Source organism: Caenispirillum salinarum AK4, from assembly GCF_000315795.1.
Taxonomy (GTDB): domain Bacteria; phylum Pseudomonadota; class Alphaproteobacteria; order Rhodospirillales; family Rhodospirillaceae; genus Caenispirillum; species Caenispirillum salinarum.
The window spans coordinates 198298-211983 of record NZ_ANHY01000004.1; the positions used below are offsets into that span (position 1 = coordinate 198298).

12 protein-coding genes and 1 tRNA gene are annotated in these 13686 nt (G+C 68.0%); 5 read left to right on the forward strand and 8 right to left on the reverse strand.

The window, feature by feature from the left end; all coding sequences use genetic code 11:
• Together accB and aroQ are read right to left on the reverse strand one after the other, a co-directional pair.
• The gene (accB, locus tag C882_RS04370; protein WP_009539339.1) at nucleotides 1-483 is read right to left on the reverse strand and encodes an acetyl-CoA carboxylase biotin carboxyl carrier protein; all 483 of its coding nucleotides are present in this window, start codon (nucleotides 481-483) and stop codon (nucleotides 1-3) included.
• Nucleotides 484-948, reverse strand: a complete 465-nt coding sequence (gene aroQ, locus C882_RS04375; RefSeq protein WP_009539340.1) for a type II 3-dehydroquinate dehydratase — start codon at nucleotides 946-948, stop codon at nucleotides 484-486.
• Nucleotides 949-1224: 276 nt separating this feature from the next.
• Between aroQ and thiS the strand changes: the two genes are divergently transcribed.
• Nucleotides 1225-2232 carry a sulfur carrier protein ThiS gene (gene thiS, locus C882_RS04380; RefSeq protein ID WP_043643732.1) on the forward strand — a complete coding sequence of 336 codons (1008 nt, stop codon included), beginning with the start codon at nucleotides 1225-1227 and terminating at the stop codon, nucleotides 2230-2232.
• A 101-nt stretch (nucleotides 2233-2333) separates the two neighbouring features.
• Here the strand turns inward: thiS and C882_RS04385 are convergent, their stop codons facing one another.
• From C882_RS04385 to C882_RS04400, 4 genes are all read right to left on the reverse strand, one after another.
• Nucleotides 2334-2735 carry a bacteriohemerythrin gene (locus C882_RS04385; RefSeq protein WP_009539342.1) on the reverse strand — a complete coding sequence of 134 codons (402 nt, stop codon included), beginning with the start codon at nucleotides 2733-2735 and terminating at the stop codon, nucleotides 2334-2336.
• A 102-nt stretch (nucleotides 2736-2837) separates the two neighbouring features.
• Nucleotides 2838-3749, reverse strand: coding sequence for a universal stress protein (locus C882_RS04390; RefSeq protein ID WP_009539343.1), 912 nt, complete (start codon nucleotides 3747-3749; stop codon nucleotides 2838-2840).
• The gene (locus C882_RS04395; protein WP_009539344.1) at nucleotides 3746-6211 is read right to left on the reverse strand and encodes a Lon protease family protein; all 2466 of its coding nucleotides are present in this window, start codon (nucleotides 6209-6211) and stop codon (nucleotides 3746-3748) included. The genes C882_RS04390 and C882_RS04395 overlap by 4 nt, the downstream gene beginning before the upstream one ends.
• Nucleotides 6212-6297: 86 nt before the next feature.
• The gene (locus C882_RS04400; protein ID WP_009539345.1) at nucleotides 6298-6708 is read right to left on the reverse strand and encodes a metallopeptidase family protein; all 411 of its coding nucleotides are present in this window, start codon (nucleotides 6706-6708) and stop codon (nucleotides 6298-6300) included.
• A gap of 139 nt (nucleotides 6709-6847) precedes the next feature.
• On the opposite strand from C882_RS04400, the gene C882_RS04405 reads away from it, so the two are divergent.
• On the forward strand, nucleotides 6848-7141 hold the full coding sequence (locus C882_RS04405; protein ID WP_043643589.1) for a 4a-hydroxytetrahydrobiopterin dehydratase: 294 nt from the start codon (nucleotides 6848-6850) through the stop codon (nucleotides 7139-7141).
• Nucleotides 7142-7296: 155 nt separating this feature from the next.
• Nucleotides 7297-7815 carry a hypothetical protein gene (locus C882_RS04410; RefSeq protein WP_043643590.1) on the forward strand — a complete coding sequence of 173 codons (519 nt, stop codon included), beginning with the start codon at nucleotides 7297-7299 and terminating at the stop codon, nucleotides 7813-7815.
• Nucleotides 7816-7909: 94 nt separating this feature from the next.
• Here the strand turns inward: C882_RS04410 and C882_RS22940 are convergent, their stop codons facing one another.
• Nucleotides 7910-10051: a flagellin N-terminal helical domain-containing protein gene (locus C882_RS22940; RefSeq protein WP_152415196.1), complete on the reverse strand. Its 2142-nt coding sequence runs from the start codon at nucleotides 10049-10051 to the stop codon at nucleotides 7910-7912.
• A 272-nt stretch (nucleotides 10052-10323) separates the two neighbouring features.
• Here C882_RS22940 and C882_RS04420 point away from each other — a divergent pair.
• Both C882_RS04420 and C882_RS04425 read left to right on the forward strand, forming a co-directional pair.
• Nucleotides 10324-10399 (forward strand) — tRNA-Ala (locus C882_RS04420).
• A gap of 256 nt (nucleotides 10400-10655) precedes the next feature.
• Nucleotides 10656-11135, forward strand: a complete 480-nt coding sequence (locus tag C882_RS04425; protein ID WP_009539349.1) for a CoA-binding protein — start codon at nucleotides 10656-10658, stop codon at nucleotides 11133-11135.
• 94 nt (nucleotides 11136-11229) lie between these two features.
• On the opposite strand, the gene gyrB is transcribed toward C882_RS04425, so the two are convergent.
• On the reverse strand, nucleotides 11230-13671 hold the full coding sequence (gene gyrB / locus C882_RS04430; protein WP_009539350.1) for a DNA topoisomerase (ATP-hydrolyzing) subunit B: 2442 nt from the start codon (nucleotides 13669-13671) through the stop codon (nucleotides 11230-11232).
• Between the last annotated feature and the right edge of the window lie 15 nt (nucleotides 13672-13686).

Below are 13686 nucleotides of genomic sequence, written 5' to 3' on the forward strand. Positions count from 1 at the left end.
TCACTCGATGATGCACAGGGGCTCGCCGAATTCCACCGCCTGGGCGTCGTCGGCGAGGATCTTCGTCACGGTGCCGCCCTTGGGCGCGCGCACCGGGTTGAAGGTCTTCATGGCCTCGATCAGGAACAGGGTCTGACCTTCGGAAACCTTGGCGCCTTCGGTGATGAAGGGCGCGGCACCCGGCTCCGGCGCGTTGTAGAGCACGCCGACCATGGGGCTGGTCACCGCGCCGGGGTGCTTGGCGGCGTCCTCGGCCGTGGCCGGCGCCGGGGCCGGCATGGCGGCGGCGGCCGGGGCAGGGGCGGGCGCGGCGCCGGCGTGGGCCTGGGGCGCGGCCATGATCGTCTGGCCGGAGATGCCGCCGCGGGCAACGCGGATGCGGACGTTCTCGGTCTCGTACTCGATCTCGGACAGACCGGTCTCGTCCAGCAGGGTCGCGAGGTCGCGGACCGCGGCGCTGTCGATCGTGGGCTTGCTGGTCATCTACTCTTTCTCTTTCCGTGATGCGACGAGGCGGGCCAGGGCGTCCAGGGCGAGCACGTAGCCGTGCGACCCGAACCCGCAGATCATGCCGACGGCGACCTTCGACACGTAAGAATGGTGCCGGAAGGGCTCGCGCTTGTGGATGTTGGACAGGTGAACCTCCACGACGGGCGTCTCGCAGGCGGACAACGCGTCGAGAAGGGCCACGGATGTGTGCGTGTAGGCCGCGGCGTTGAGAATGATGCCGGCGCAGGACCCCGCGGCGCGGGCCTCCTGCACCCAGTCCACCAGGGTCCCCTCGTGGTTGGTCTGGCGGAAGTCCACGTCGAAGCCCAGGCGGGCGGCGTGGTCGGTGCAGAGCGCGCGGATGTCGTCAAGGGTCTCACGGCCGTAGATCTCCGGCTGGCGGGTGCCCAGCAGGTTCAGGTTGGGGCCGTTGAGGATGAGAACGGTGGAGGGGGTCACGCGCGCAGGTGCCGTCTCTGTTGCCGTGGCGAATGCGGGGGCGACGGGCCGGCCGGATGGCGAGCGCCGGTCGAGTCGCCGATCGCCTAGTCGTATAGCAGGGCAAGGGCTCTGGCAACGCCTCAGTTCACGCGCGCGGGCGCGAGTCCGCGCGCCATGCGCCGCGTGCATGACTGACACCCTTCATCACCAACCGTTGCGATGCGTGCGGCGTCGCACCATACTCTCGCGCAAACACTCACGCCTTTTCCGATGCAGGAAGTCCGCCTCATGTCCATGCAGGTCACCATCAACGGCGAGCCGCGCCCGCTGAACGAACCCACCACCGTGGAGGCCCTGCTGCGGTCGCTGGAGATCGACCCCCGCAAGGTGGCCGTGGAACGCAACCGCGAGATCGTGCCGAAATCCAGCTTCGACACCACGCCGGTGGGCGACGGCGACCAGTTGGAGATCGTCCATTTCATCGGCGGCGGCGCCCCGGACACCACGCCCGACGGTGCCGCGCACCTGGATGCCGACGATTTCTTCGAGGTGGCGGGCCGCACGTTCCGCTCGCGCCTGCTGGTCGGGACGGGCAAGTACCAGGACTTCGACGAAACCCGCGACGCCATCGAAGCCTCGGGCGCCGAGATCGTCACGGTCGCCGTGCGCCGGGTGAACGTCACCGACCCCAAGCAGCCCATGCTGGTCGATTACGTGGACCCCAAGGTCTACACCTACCTGCCCAATACGGCCGGCTGCTTCGATGCCGACACCGCCGTGCGCACCCTGCGCCTGGCCCGCGAGGCCGGCGGCTGGAACCTGGTGAAGCTGGAGGTCCTGGGCGACCAGAAGACGCTCTACCCCAACGTCACCGAGACGCTGGCCGCCGCCGAGGCCCTCATCAAGGACGGCTTCGAGGTCATGGTCTACACCAACGACGATCCCATCATGGCCAAGCGCCTGGAGGATGTCGGCTGCTGCGCCATCATGCCGCTGGGCTCGCTGATCGGCTCGGGCCTGGGCATCATGAACCCGGTCAACATCCGCCTCATCAAGGAAAGCGTCAGCGTTCCCGTGCTGGTGGATGCCGGCGTGGGCACCGCGTCGGACGCGGCCGTGGCGATGGAACTGGGCTGCGACGGCGTACTCATGAACACCGCCATCGCCGGGGCCAAGGACCCCATCAAGATGGCCAAGGCCATGAAGCTGGCGATCGAGGCCGGCCGCCTGTCCTACCAGGCCGGCCGCATGCCCAAGAAGATGTACGCCGACCCCTCCAGCCCCCTGGCCGGCCTCATCTGACCGTTCCGCGCCCGTTGACCGCGGCTGCGGACAGGGGCGGGCAGGGCGGCGGACCACCGGCGGGCGGCCCGGCCCGATGAGGCCGCGGCCGCCTTTTGTCCTCAGCCCTTCAGGTACGGCTTGTAGCCCATGTCGTGCTTGAGAATGTGATCCAGCAGCCAGCGCTTCAGGAACTCGGTCACCTCGCCGAAGTTCAGAAGGTCGGGCTCGCGGCGGTACAGGTCGTAGATTTCCCGCGCCACCTTCTCCAGGTCGCGGTGCATTTTCTTGTGGCTGTCGGTCAGCGGATAATCGGTGGCACCGAAAATCTCTTCCTCGCGGCGGAAGTGGCGCTCCACGTAGTCCACCAGTTGCTTCATGCACTGGCCGATCTGCGCGTTGCTGACCTTCGGCGCATTCTTCATGTCGTAAACCTGGTTGGTGATGTTCACCAGCATCTGGTGGTCGTAGTCGATGGCCGTGTGGCCGATCAGGAAGTCGTCCGTCCACTGGATCAACGGCATTGGTCTAAAGCCTCTCGCCCTCGGTCTCGCCCGCCGCACCATGCGGCAGACCTCCCCGTCCGCACGCACCGCGTGTCTGATGACACATTCTTGTCGCTGCGGTCAGCGGACCAATAGGACCGAGCACCCCAGCCGGTCAATCAGGTCAGGGGTCGATAGGCCAAGCGTCATGGGCAATTGGGCCGGAAGAACCAAAAGCGCCTCGGGAAAATCGGCAATCCGGACCAGCCGCGCCAGGGTGAGCGGCGGCAGCGCCTGAACACGCGGCACGGTCCCATGCGCCGCGCATATGTCGCGCGCCGCTGCCGCCAGCGCGTCGGCATCACCGAAGGCCAGCACGGCGACACGCTCCGCCGGGCCGTCCTCGGCCAGGGTGCAGGCGGCGTCCAGGGCCCGGCGGGCGGCGTCGGAGCCGTCGAAGGGGACCAGCAGGGGGGCGTCGGCCTCCAACTCGCCGCGCACCACCAGCACCCGGTCGGCCGAAGGGTCCTGCACCAGGGCGCGCGCGGTGGAGCCGAGGCGGATGCCGTGGGCGCGGTGCCAGCGGGCGCGGCTCTGGCCGGTCCAGCCCACCACCAGCAGGGACGGCGCCGCCTCGTCGGCGACGGCGCGCAACTCGCGCGTCACGCCGCCGCGGCGGCTGCGGAAGACGAGTTCCGCCTCGCCGCCCTCGCCGGCCCGGCGCCGCAGCAGGGCCTTGGCGGCCTCCACGGCGTCGCGGGCGGCGCGCGCCTGGGCGGACAGCGCCGCGGTGATGGTTTCCGGCGCCAGCGCCAGGGGGCGCGACCGTGCGGTCAGGCCGCAAACCGTCACCACGCCGGGGTGGGAGGACAGGCGCGCCACCGCCGCGTCCTCCACATGAACGGCCTCCACCCGCACGCCCCAGCGCCGCGCCACCACGGCCGCCATCCGCAGGCCCGAGACCGACAGCGGCGAGGCGTCCAGCCCCACGACGATGGCGCGGCGGCCCCGCTCGGGCCGCGGGCCGGTGTCCTCTGCCGGGGACGCGCTCATCGACCGCCTCCCGCGCCGTTGCCGTTGCCGCCCCCCGGCCCGCCGCCGGCGCGCATCATCTCCATCGCCCGGCGGCGCCAGGCGGCCAGACGGGCGGCGACACGGCGGTTGATCGAACCGGTCGGCCATCCCGCCCCGCCGTCGATCCCGGATTCCGACGGCGCGCCGGCGGGAATGCCGGTCAGGATCTCGATGCCTTCGTCCACCGTCTCCACGGCATAGATATGGAAGCGACCCTGCCCGCAGGCCTCGCGCACGTCTTCGCGCAGCATCAGGTGCTTGACGTTGGTGGCGGGGATCAGGACGCCCTGGTCGCCGGTCAGGCCGCGCGCGGCGCAGACGTCGAAAAAGCCTTCCACCTTCTCGTTCACGCCGCCGATGGCCTGGACCTGGCCGAACTGATTGACCGAGCCCGTCACCGCCAGCCCCTGCTTGATGGGCGCCTCGGCCAGCGTCGAGAGCAGGGCGTACAGCTCGGCGCAGGACGCGCTGTCGCCGTCGATCAGGCCGTAGGACTGCTCGAACACCAGGCTGGCGTTCAGGCTGAGCGGCCCTGACTGGCCGAAGCGGGCGGCCAGGAAGCCCGACAGGATCATCACGCCCTTGGAATGCAGGGCGCCGCCGGTCTGCACCTCGCGCTCGATGTCCAGCACCTCGCCCCGGCCCATGCGGGCGCGGCAGGTGATGCGCGACGGCCGGCCGAAGGCGAAGGTGCCCAGTTGCAGCACCGCCAGCCCGTTGATCTGACCGGCCTTCTCGCCGTCGGTGTCGACCAGCAGGGTGCCGCGGGCGATCTCCTCCTGGATATGTTCGCGCACGCGGTCGGTGCGGTGGGTCTTGGCGTCGATGGCCTGCTGAACATCGGCGCGCTCCACGACCTCTGCCCCGCGCTTGCCGGCCCAGTAGTCCGCCTCGCGGATCAGGTCGCCGAGCGACCCCATGTGCGTCGTCAGGCGCTCGCTGTCGTCGGCCAGCCGAGCGGCCTGCTCCACCGCCCGGGCGACGGCGGAACGGTGCAACGGCTTCAGGCCGTCGCGCCGGGCCATGGTGCCCAGCAGGCTGGCGAGCTTGCCGACCGTTTCATCGGTGCGGTGCATGCGGAAGTCGAAATCCGCCTGCACCTTGAACAGCTCGCGGAACTCGGGATCGTGGTGGCTGAGCAGGTAGTAGACCATCGGCTCGCCGATCAGAACCACCTTGATGTCCAGCGGGATGGGTTCTGGCTCCAGCGAGGTGGTGGTGAAGATGCCCCAGGCCGATCCCGGCGCCTCGATGCGGGCCTCCTTGTTGCGCAGGGCCCGCTTCAGGTCCTCGTAGGCGAACGGCTGCATGAGCAGCTTGCGCGCGTCGATCACCAGGTATCCGCCGTTGGCGCGGTGCAGGGCGCCGGGGCGGATCAGGGTGAAGTTGGTCACCAGCGCGCCGTACTGCTGCTGATGCTCGATGCGGCCGATCACGTTGGGCTGGGTGGGGTGGTCCTCCACCACCACCGGCGCCCCGTTGCCGTTCTCGTGGCCCACCAGCACGTTGACCTTGTAGTCGTCCAGCCGCAGTTCCTTCCGGCCGCCGATCTGCTGGCGCAGGGCGCTGGGAAGCTGGCGCATCTCCTCGGATTCGGGCAGGAAGTCCTCGACCCGCTCGACAATGGCGCCGCGCACCCGGTCCAGGTGGTCCAGCACCGCCGGGCAGTCCTTCCACTGCTCCTTCAGGTCGTCGATCTGGTGGCCGACGGCGTATTCCGTCACCTCCTCATCCAGTTCGCGGACCTTCTCGCGCTGCTCGCGCTCCCAGCGGGGAAGCTGGCGCATCTGCTGTTCCAGTTCCTCCTGCAGGTGCTCCATGGTTTCCTTGCGCTGCTTGCGCTCGTCCTCGGGCAGTTCGTTGAAGTCCTCAGGGCTGATGACCTCGCCGTCCTTCATGGGCGCCAGCGCCAGCGCCTGCGGCGTGCGCACCAGCGCCACGCCGTTCTCGCGCGCCTTGTTCTGGATCTCGCCGAAGGCCTTTTCCTGGCGCTCCTTGAACTCGTCCTCGATGGCCTGGCGGCGGGTGCGGTACTCGTCGCCCTCGAACGCCGCGGGGATGGCCGCCTGCATGTCCTCCACCAGCCGGTCCATGGCGCGCTGGAAGTCGCGCGCCCGGCCGCCCGGCAGGCGCAGCGCGCGCGGGCAGTTGGGATCGTCGAAATTGTGGACGTAGGCCCAGTCCGACGGGCGCGGCTGCTGGGCGGCCGCGCGCCCGATGAAATGGCGGATCAGACTGGTCTTGCCCGTGCCCTCGGGCCCGGCGGCGAAAATGTTGAAGCCGTCGGCGCGGATGCCGATGCCGAAATCCACCGCCTCCACCGCGCGGTCCTGGCCGACCGTTTCGTCCTGGTCGGGCAGCTCCTCGGTCGTCTCGAAGCCCAGGCGGTCTTCCGGGCAGGGGGTATAGAGCCGGTCGCAGGAGAGCGGTGTCAGGGGCATACGGTGGGCCTTTCGGGAGTGGTTCCAGGGTACGGGGATGCTTGAGGGTGCGCCGCCGGACCAACGCGCGCCGGCGCAGGCCTGTTCTAACTGTTCTCGATGGCCTCCATGTCCTCGTCCGAGAAGCCCAGGTGGTGGCCGATTTCGTGGATCAGCACGTGGCGCACCACATGCCGCAGGTCCTCGCCGGTCTCGCACCAGTAGTCCAGGATGGGCCGGCGGTAGAGGAACACCATGTCCGGCTGGGTGCGCATGTCGAACAGGCTCTGCTTGTCCATGGACACGCCGGAATACAGGCCGAGCAGCTCATACGGGCTTTCCAGGCCCATCTCGGCCTCGATCTCCTCGTCGCAGAAGTCCATGACGCGGATCAGCAGCTGGTCGACCACCTGCGAGAAGGGCGTCTCGCGCAGTTCCTTGAGCACCTCGTTGGCCATCTCCTCCATGTCGCCGATGGTGGGAGCATGGCAGGCGCGGCGGTCGGCGGAGTCGGTCATGGGTTTTCCTGGCTGTCTGTCGGGCTGAGGTTGATGGCGGCGGGCGGCGGGCTCACATCAGGCGGGCCGGCGGAGAAAACGGTCCGCCCCAGTGTGCACCGCCGGCACGCGTCTGCCAATGAACGTCAAGGAGCCGCCCATGGCCGAGAAATTGACCCCGGAAGCCCGCGCCGCCGCCCTGGCGGACCTGCCCGGCTGGAGCCAGGACGACAACCGCGACGCCATCCGGCGCCGGTTCTCCTTCAAGACCTTCAACCAGGCCTTCGGCTTCATGACCCGCTGTGCCCTGGTGGCGGAAAAGATGGACCACCACCCGGAGTGGTCCAACGTCTACAACACCGTCGACGTCACCCTGTCGACCCACGACGCCGGCGGCCTGACCGACCTGGACATCAAGCTGGCCCGGTCCATGAACCGTATCGCCGAGGGCTGACGGTCATTCCCGGTGTCGTCGAAACGAACGGCCCGCGCGCTTTGCCCTGGGCTTCTTCCCCGTCTCGCGCTAGCTTCCACCATGACAGCCGGTCCGTTGGAGAACGGAGCGGCCGAAGAGAGTAGAGACAGCCTCACAGCCCTGGGGGATGACCCATGAGGAGCCCGCGCCGTTCCTTTCGTCCGCGCCGTCTGGCCGCCGCGGTGGCCGTGGCCGCCCTGCTGACCGCCGCCGCCGGCGCCAATCCCGCCGCCGCCTCGTCCTGCGCCGACCGCGACGAGGCCGCGGCGCTGCACGTCCGGTCGCTGCAGACCTGGATGGTGGTCGCCTCGCTGACCTGCGGGTCGGTGGACGCCTACAACGAATTCGTCCTGAAGTTCCGCCCCGCCCTGCAGCGCCACGGCGACGCGCTGATCGGCTATTTCCAGCGCACCTACGGCGGCCAGGGCACGTCCAAGCTCAACCGCTACGTCACGCTGCTGGCCAACCAGGCCTCGGCCCTCAGCCTCAAGGACCGCGGCTCCTACTGCGCCCGTACGGCCGAAATGTACGACGAAATGCAGGACGGCGTGTCGCTGACCCAGCTGGAAAGCTACTCGGCGGAAAACGTCGGCCTGCTGGCCGTGGAGCCGAAAAGCTGCATGTCGGAAAACCTTGTGGTGTCGCTGAAGTAGCCACCGCCCGCCGACCGGCCCGCAGGAAAAAGCCGCCCCGTCGACGGGGGCGGCTTTTTTCATGCATGGCGCATAAGGGTCGGACCGGGCACCGTCAGCCGAACAGCTGAAGAATGGAGCGCGCGTTACCGTTGGCGATGGACAGGCTCTGCTGCGCGAGCTGCTGCTGCACCTGAAGCGCCTGGCTGCGGGCCGAGGCCTCGACCATGTCCGTGTCGACCAGCACACCAATGCCTTCCATCAGGTTCTGCATCAGCGTTTCGTTCATGGACAGCACGCTGTCGAGCCGCGTCGCGGTGTTGGCGTAGTCGGTGGCGGCGTCGACGGTGCGCTGCATGGCGACGTCGATCATCTCCTGCAGGCCCAGTTCCAGCGAGATGCTGTAGTCGCCGGGATTGTCGGCGGCCGCCGCTTCCTCGGCCGTGATGGGCGGCATGAGGGCGCTGACGTCCACATCGCCGTCGTCGAAGCGCAGCACCTGGATGTTGCTCAGCGTGTCCACGCCGTCGGCGCCGGTAATCTTGACCGTGCCGTCACCCTGGTCGGCGATGGTGTACTGGTCGGCATTGCCAGAGAACACGGCCACGTTGATGCCGGCCCCGCCGTCCATGGTGTCGTTGCCGGCGCCGCCGGTGAACACGTTGTCGACGTCGTTGCCCTTGATGGTGTCATTGCCCGAGCCGCCGACGACGTTCTCGATGTAGGTGCCGTAGGCGATACCGAGCGTCTCGTTCTCGGTCACCGTGCCCTCGAAGGTGACGGTGGTGCCGATGTCGCTGTAGGTGCCGGGCGTCAGGTCGATGTCCAGGGCGGCGGTCTTGTTGGACAGGTCGATGGTGTCGGTGCCGCCGCTGTCCCACAGGGTTTCGAAAGCGTCGCCGGTCCAGGAATAGGTGGTGTCGCCGCCGTTGCCGCCGCCCGCACCGTAGATGGCCTGCAGCGCCGCAATGTCGCCCACCATGAAGCTGGTCGGGAAGTAGGTCGCGCCGTAGCCGTCGTTGGTGTCGCCGGCGAAGTCCTTGTAGCTCATCACGCTGTACTTGAGGTGATCGATGTCGGCGCCGTCGTAGTTGTACTCGCCGTCGATGTTTTCCTCGTGGGGATGCTTCAGTCCCAGCGCGTGCCCCAATTCGTGGATGATCGTCAGGTTGGCGTAGGTGCCGGCCGAGGGCGTGGCATAGTTCGTGGTGACATAGCTGGAAATCCACATGTCGCCCGCCTCGGCATAGTCGCCGGGCAGGTAGGCATGGGCCGTATCGGGGTCGGGCGAGGGGTCGTTCCACTGGGCGAACCGCATGTCGCCCGCCAGGGTCGCCGTCTCCGTCACCTCGGTGAAGGTGATCCCCGTGATCCCCGAGGCATAGGCCATGATGTCGCGGATGGCGCCTTCGTAGGCCGTGCTCAGGTCGGCGGCGGAGGCCGACTCGCCGTTGCCGTAGCCGGCCTTGTAGGTGGAGGCGCCGTTGTGCAGCGAGTAGGTCAGCTCCGGCCCGGCGGACCCCGCCGCCCCCCAGCGGGTGCCGTACGCGAGCATCTTCACGAAGTCGCTGGCGCCGTCGAGGACGTTGACGGCGCCCGTGGCCGCGATGGCGCCGTTGATGCCGTCACTGCCGCCCGGGCCGGTGCGGCCGGCGCCCACGCTCAGCGCGTCGTTGCCGAAGGTGGCGCGGCCGTTGTCGGGGTTCTCGTTGGGGTCGGGCGGCGCCGTCACCTGCGGCGCGACGATGTCGGCCTTGGCCTTCACGGCGTCCAGCCCCAGCGTCTGGGCCGTCACCTCGGTGCCGCCCATGGTCAGGGTTTCACCGTCGGCGCCGATGATCACCCGGCGCTCCGTTCCGTTCAGAAGCGTGGCGCCGTTGAAGCTCGTGTCGGCCAGGATGCCCTCGGCCTGATCCATCAGGTCCTTGATGTCGGACGAGATCAGGGCGCGGGCGCGCACGTTGTCCGGCCGCTCCAGCAGTGCCGATTTGGCGCGCGCGCGGTCCAGAAGTTCGGTCACCTGATTGAAGGCGGAGTCGATGGTCGCCAGTTCCGCCTGGGCGCGGCTGATTCCGTCGTTCACCACGCGCAGCGTGCTGACGTCGGACCGCAACGCCGTCGACACCTTCCAGATGGCGGCGTTGTCCCTGGCGTTGGAGACCTTGAGCCCCGTGGCGATCGCCGTCTGGGTGGCGGCGACGTCGCGATCAAGACCCTGGAGAACACGCAGGGCCTGCATGGATGATGTGTTGGTCAACAGCGAAGACACTGTTCTGTCCCCCTTCTCCGTCGGCCGGCGGTTCTCGTCGGCGGTTTCTGACGGATATTTCCCTCAAATTCGATATTAAGGCGTAGCCGGCTCTATCCAAAGCGCAAAGAAATGGCCCCTGCACAGCAACCCGGGGGGATCTCGCCTAAGGGGGCGGATGGGCTGCATTTTTTTCTTGATCCGGCGGGCGGCTTTCCCTATGTTCCGCGCACTTCACGGGGGCGCTCCCGACGCTCGCCCCCGCGAATCGGAGAAAATCCGGGGCTGTAGCTCAGTTGGGAGAGCGCTACAATGGCATTGTAGAGGTCAGGGGTTCGATTCCCCTCAGCTCCACCAGAATTCGGAAACCCGCCGGCTGGCAACAGCGGCGGGTTCCGTTTTGCTCGGTGGCCGATCGACCCCCTTCCCTTCGGGTGGCGCCCCGTCGGGGCGACGGTTCGATTCCCCTCAGCGCCACCACAATTCACAAACCCGCCGGCTGGCAACAGCGGCGGGTTTCGTTTTGCTCGGTCCGAGTGCGGCCGTCTTGCAAAGGCCGGCGACCCTCGGGCGTTGTGTGGATACGTTTCCTTGCAACGAGGGAGGGACTGCCATGACCACCGAGTTCCGCCATACCGACGACGTCATCCCGGCCGATCCCAACGACAAGATCGCCTACCCCGACGACTACCTGCGCGATGTGCTGAAGTCGGTCTTCAAGGTCGCCACGCTGGGCTACCACCCCGACCTGGAGAGCGCCCACTACACCGAGCGCCTGAAGGCCAAGGGCTTCCACGTGGTGCCGGTCAACCCCAAGCTGGCCGGCGAGATGCACGTGGACGAGGTGGTGCCGGCGCGCATCTCCGACATTCCGTCCAAGGTGGACATGCTCCAGGTCTTCGGCGGCCCGGAAGACGCCATGTACGCCGCCGAGGGCGCCATAGAGGCCAAGGACAAGACGGGCCTCAAGGTTCTGTGGCTGGAGCCCGGCACCTGGAACCCCGAAGCCGCCCGCAAGGCCGAAGCCGCCGGCCTGCGCGTTGTCATGGGCCTGGATGCCGCCGAACAGGCGGAAAGGCTGGGGGTGCGGTAGGCACCGCCCCTCTCCCGTCACAGCACATCACCCGCCCCGTTGCCGGAGCGGGTGATGTGTCTTTGCACGCGTTGATCAGCAGCGGCGGCCGCTGTCACACATCCAGGTTCGTCACGTTCAGCGCGTTGTCCTGGATGAACTCGCGCCGCGGCTCCACGATGTCGCCCATCAGGGTGGAGAACACCTCCTGGGCCTCGTCGGCGTGGGCGACCTTGACCTGCAGCAGGCGGCGGACGTTTGGGTCCAGCGTGGTTTCCCACAGCTGGCCGGGGTTCATCTCGCCCAGGCCCTTGTAGCGCTGGAACGACGTGCCCTTGCGGCCTGCTTCCATGAAGGCTTCCATCAGCCCCACCGGGCCGCGGATGTCGCGCTCCAGGCCCTTGATGCTCAGGCGCGCCACCTTGTAGTAGAACTCCTTCAGTTCCTCGGCCATGTCGTTCAGGCGCCGCGCCTCGGCCGAATGGACGGCCTGGGCGTCGATGACGTGGGTTTCCATCACCCCGCGCAGGGTGCGGGTGAAGACGATGGCGCCGTCCTCCTGCACCTGCCCGTGCCAGCCCTTGTCGTGCTCGCCCTCCTGCAGGTCCAGGCGGCGGGCGACGTATTCCGCCGCCTCCGTCCCCTTGGCGGGGTCGGCCAGCGTTTCCGGGTTGAAGGCGCCGGCGATGGCCACCTGCTCCAGCAGGCGCACGGGCACGCGCCGCGTCATGCCGAACAGCAGCGTGCGCACCTGGCGCGCCTTCTCCACCAGCGCACGCAGGTCGTTGCCGGCCACCTGTGCGCCCGAGTTCAGCGTCATCACCGCATCATCGATGGAGATGTTGATGAGGTGATCCTCCAGCGCCTTGTCGTCCTTCAGGTAGATCTCGCTGTTGCCGCGCTTGGCGCGATACAGCGGCGGCTGGGCGATGTAGAGGTGGCCGCGCTCCACGATGTCCGGCATCTGGCGGAAGAAGAAGGTCAGCAGCAGGGTGCGGATGTGGCTGCCGTCCACGTCGGCGTCGGTCATGATGATGATCTTGTGGTAGCGCAGCTTCTCTATGTTGAAGTCGTCGCGCCCGATGCCCGTGCCCAGCGCCGTGATCAGCGTGCCGATTTCCTGGCTGGAGAGCATCTTGTCGAAGCGCGCGCGCTCCACGTTCAGGATCTTGCCGCGCAGGGGCAGGATAGCCTGGAAGCCGCGGTCGCGGCCCTGCTTGGCGGAACCACCGGCCGAGTCACCCTCCACGATGAACAGTTCGGACTGCGCCGGATCGCGGTTCTGGCAGTCGGCCAGCTTGCCGGGGAGGGAGGCGACGTCCAGCGCGCCCTTGCGGCGGGTCAGTTCGCGGGCGCGGCGGGCGGCCTCGCGGGCGGCGGCGGCCTCCACCACCTTGCCGACGATCTTGCGCGCCTCGTTGGGATGTTCCTCGAACCACTGCGCCATGCGCTCGGCCACGATGGCCTCCACCGCCGGCCGGACCTCGGAGGAGACCAGCTTCTCCTTGGTCTGGCTGGAGAACTTGGGGTCGGGCACCTTGACCGACAGCACGCAGGTCAGGCCCTCGCGCATGTCCTCGCCGCTGGGCTGAACCTTTTCCTTCTTCAAAAGGCCAGATTCGTTGGCGTAGGCGTTGATGGTGCGCGTCAGGGCGCCGCGCAGGCCGGCCAGGTGGGTGCCGCCGTCCTTCTGCGGGATGTTGTTGGTGAAGCACAGCACGGACTCGTGGTAGGCGTCCGTCCACTCCAGCGCCACTTCCACCGACACGCCGTCCTTTTCGCCGGCCACCGCGATGGGGGGCTCGTGGAGGGGCTGCTTGGCGCGGTCCAGGTACTTCACGAAGGCCTCGATGCCGCCCTCGTAGTGGAATTCCGTCTGCTTGGGCTCGGCGTGGCGCTTGTCCTTGAGGATCAGGTAGACGCCCGAGTTCAGGAACGCCAGCTCGCGCAGGCGGTGCTCCAGCGTCGAGAAATCGTAGTCGGTGATGGTGAAGATGTCGGAGCTGGCCTTGAAGGTGATCTCCGTGCCCGACAGGGGCTTTTCGCGCCGCTCGTCATAGGGCGCGTCGCCGATCTCTTCCAGGTGGCGGGCGGTCTCGCCGTTCTCGAAGCGGGCGACGTATTCCTTGCCGTCGCGCCAGATGCGCAGCTCCAACCACTCCGACAGGGCGTTCACCACCGAAACGCCCACACCGTGCAGGCCGCCGGAGACCTTGTAGCTGTTCTGGTCGAACTTACCACCGGCGTGCAGCTGGGTCATGATGACCTCGGCCGCCGAGACGCCTTCCTCCTTGTGAAGGTCGACGGGAATGCCGCGGCCGTTGTCGCGCACCGTCACCGAGCCGTCGCCGTTGAGAATCACTTCTGATCGGTCGCACCAGCCGGCCAGGGCCTCGTCGATGGCGTTGTCCACCACCTCGTAGACCATGTGGTGCAGGCCCGAGCCGTCATCGGTGTCGCCGATGTACATGCCGGGGCGCTTGCGCACCGCCTCCAGTCCCTTCAGCACCTTGATGCTGCTGGAGTCATAGACGGGAACGGTCGAAGGCTCGCTCATGATCGGGACTCTCAA

Excerpts from the sequence above, each read along its gene's own strand:
- C882_RS04390 (WP_009539343.1), bottom strand. The coding sequence starts at position 3,749 with ATGAGCGCGTCCCCGGCAGAGGACACCGGCCCGCGGCCCGAGCGGGGC.
- C882_RS04425 (WP_009539349.1), top strand. The coding sequence starts at position 10,656 with ATGACCACCGAGTTCCGCCATACCGACGACGTCATCCCGGCCGATCCC.
- C882_RS04395 (WP_009539344.1), bottom strand. The coding sequence starts at position 6,211 with ATGCCCCTGACACCGCTCTCCTGCGACCGGCTCTATACCCCCTGCCCG.
- thiS (WP_043643732.1), top strand. The coding sequence starts at position 1,225 with ATGCAGGTCACCATCAACGGCGAGCCGCGCCCGCTGAACGAACCCACC.
- C882_RS04400 (WP_009539345.1), bottom strand. The coding sequence starts at position 6,708 with ATGACCGACTCCGCCGACCGCCGCGCCTGCCATGCTCCCACCATCGGC.
- C882_RS04410 (WP_043643590.1), top strand. The coding sequence starts at position 7,297 with ATGAGGAGCCCGCGCCGTTCCTTTCGTCCGCGCCGTCTGGCCGCCGCG.
- accB (WP_009539339.1), bottom strand. The coding sequence starts at position 483 with ATGACCAGCAAGCCCACGATCGACAGCGCCGCGGTCCGCGACCTCGCG.
- C882_RS04385 (WP_009539342.1), bottom strand. The coding sequence starts at position 2,735 with ATGCCGTTGATCCAGTGGACGGACGACTTCCTGATCGGCCACACGGCC.
- C882_RS04405 (WP_043643589.1), top strand. The coding sequence starts at position 6,848 with ATGGCCGAGAAATTGACCCCGGAAGCCCGCGCCGCCGCCCTGGCGGAC.
- gyrB (WP_009539350.1), bottom strand. The coding sequence starts at position 13,671 with ATGAGCGAGCCTTCGACCGTTCCCGTCTATGACTCCAGCAGCATCAAG.